This is a genomic window from Staphylococcus intermedius NCTC 11048, from assembly GCF_002902385.1.
Lineage (GTDB): Bacteria > Bacillota > Bacilli > Staphylococcales > Staphylococcaceae > Staphylococcus > Staphylococcus intermedius.
In genome coordinates this window covers 1-2,549 of sequence record NZ_PPQH01000013.1, presented here as the reverse complement: position 1 = coordinate 2,549, position 2,549 = coordinate 1, and the positions used below count along the sequence as shown (strand labels likewise).

The 2,549-nt window shown below is 50.7% G+C and carries 1 rRNA gene; it reads left to right on the top strand.

The features are described from left to right. Window positions 1–2,536 (top strand): 23S ribosomal RNA (locus CD138_RS03945); the annotation flags it as partial. Window positions 2,537–2,549: the final 13 nt, after the last annotated feature.

Below are 2,549 nucleotides of genomic sequence, written 5' to 3'. Positions count from 1 at the left end.
GAAAACAAATTCTCTCTTGAGTGGATCCTGAGTACGGCGGAGCACGTGAAATTCCGTCGGAATCTGGGAGGACCATCTCCTAAGGCTAAATACTCTCTAGTGACCGATAGTGAACCAGTACCGTGAGGGAAAGGTGAAAAGTACCCCGGAAGGGGAGTGAAATAGAACCTGAAACCGTGTGCTTACAAGTAGTCAGAGCCCGTTAATGGGTGATGGCGTGCCTTTTGTAGAATGAACCGGCGAGTTACGATCTGATGCAAGGTTAAGCAGAAAATGTGGAGCCGTAGCGAAAGCGAGTCTGAATAGGGCGAATGAGTATTTGGTCGTAGACCCGAAACCAGGTGATCTACCCTTGGTCAGGTTGAAGTTCAGGTAACACTGAATGGAGGACCGAACCGACTTACGTTGAAAAGTGAGCGGATGAACTGAGGGTAGCGGAGAAATTCCAATCGAACTTGGAGATAGCTGGTTCTCTCCGAAATAGCTTTAGGGCTAGCCTCAAGTGATGATTATTGGAGGTAGAGCACTGTTTGGACGAGGGGCCCCTCTCGGGTTACCGAATTCAGACAAACTCCGAATGCCAAATAATTTAACTTGGGAGTCAGAATGTGGGTGATAAGGTCCATATTCGAAAGGGAAACAGCCCAGACCACCAGCTAAGGTCCCAAAATATATGTTAAGTGGAAAAGGATGTGGCGTTGCCCAGACAACTAGGATGTTGGCTTAGAAGCAGCCATCATTTAAAGAGTGCGTAATAGCTCACTAGTCGAGTGACACTGCGCCGAAAATGTACCGGGGCTAAACATATTACCGAAGCTGTGGATTGTCCTTTGGACAATGGTAGGAGAGCGTTCTAAGGGCGGTGAAGCATGATCGCAAGGACATGTGGAGCGCTTAGAAGTGAGAATGCCGGTGTGAGTAGCGAAAGACGGGTGAGAATCCCGTCCACCGATTGACTAAGGTTTCCAGAGGAAGGCTCGTCCGCTCTGGGTTAGTCGGGTCCTAAGCTGAGGCCGACAGGCGTAGGCGATGGATAACAGGTTGATATTCCTGTACCACCATTATTCGTTTTAAGCGATGGGGGGACGCAGTAGGATAGGCGAAGCGTGCTGTTGGAGTGCACGTCCAAGCAGTGAGATTGAGTGTTAGGCAAATCCGGCACTCTTAAGATTGAGCTGTGATGGGGAGAGGAACTTGTTCCTCGAGTCGTTGATTTCACACTGCCGAGAAAAGCCTCTAGCTAGAATAACGGTGCCCGTACCGCAAACCGACACAGGTAGTCAAGATGAGAATTCTAAGGTGAGCGAGCGAACTCTCGTTAAGGAACTCGGCAAAATGACCCCGTAACTTCGGGAGAAGGGGTGCTCTTTGAGGTTCACGCTTCGAAGAGCCGCAGTGAATAGGCCCAAGCGACTGTTTATCAAAAACACAGGTCTCTGCTAAACCGTAAGGTGACGTATAGGGGCTGACGCCTGCCCGGTGCTGGAAGGTTAAGAGGAGTGGTTAGCGCAAGCGAAGCTACGAATCGAAGCCCCAGTAAACGGCGGCCGTAACTATAACGGTCCTAAGGTAGCGAAATTCCTTGTCGGGTAAGTTCCGACCCGCACGAAAGGCGTAACGATTTGGGCACTGTCTCAACGAGAGACTCGGTGAAATCATAGTACCGGTGAAGATGCCGGTTACCCGCGACAGGACGGAAAGACCCCGTGGAGCTTTACTGTAGCCTGATATTGAAATTCGGTACAGTTTGTACAGGATAGGTAGGAGCCTTAGAAGCGTGAGCGCTAGCTTACGTGGAGGCATTGGTGGGATACTACCCTAATTGTATTGGATTTCTAACCCGCAGCACTTATCGTGCTGGGAGACAGTGTCAGGCGGGCAGTTTGACTGGGGCGGTCGCCTCCTAAAGAGTAACGGAGGCGCTCAAAGGTTCCCTCAGAATGGTTGGAAATCATTCATAGAGTGTAAAGGCATAAGGGAGCTTGACTGCGAGACCTACAAGTCGAGCAGGGTCGAAAGACGGACTTAGTGATCCGGTGGTTCCGCATGGAAGGGCCATCGCTCAACGGATAAAAGCTACCCCGGGGATAACAGGCTTATCTCCCCCAAGAGTTCACATCGACGGGGAGGTTTGGCACCTCGATGTCGGCTCATCGCATCCTGGGGCTGTAGTCGGTCCCAAGGGTTGGGCTGTTCGCCCATTAAAGCGGTACGCGAGCTGGGTTCAGAACGTCGTGAGACAGTTCGGTCCCTATCCGTCGTGGGCGTAGGAAATTTGAGAGGAGCTGTCCTTAGTACGAGAGGACCGGGATGGACATACCTCTGGTGTACCAGTTGTCGTGCCAACGGCATAGCTGGGTAGCTATGTATGGACGGGATAAGTGCTGAAAGCATCTAAGCATGAAGCCCCCCTCGAGATGAGATTTCCCAACTTCGGTTATAAGATCCCTCAAAGATGATGAGGTTAATAGGTTCGAGGTGGAAGCGTAGCGATACGTGGAGCTGACGAATACTAATCGATCGAAGACTTAATCAAAATAATTGTTCAT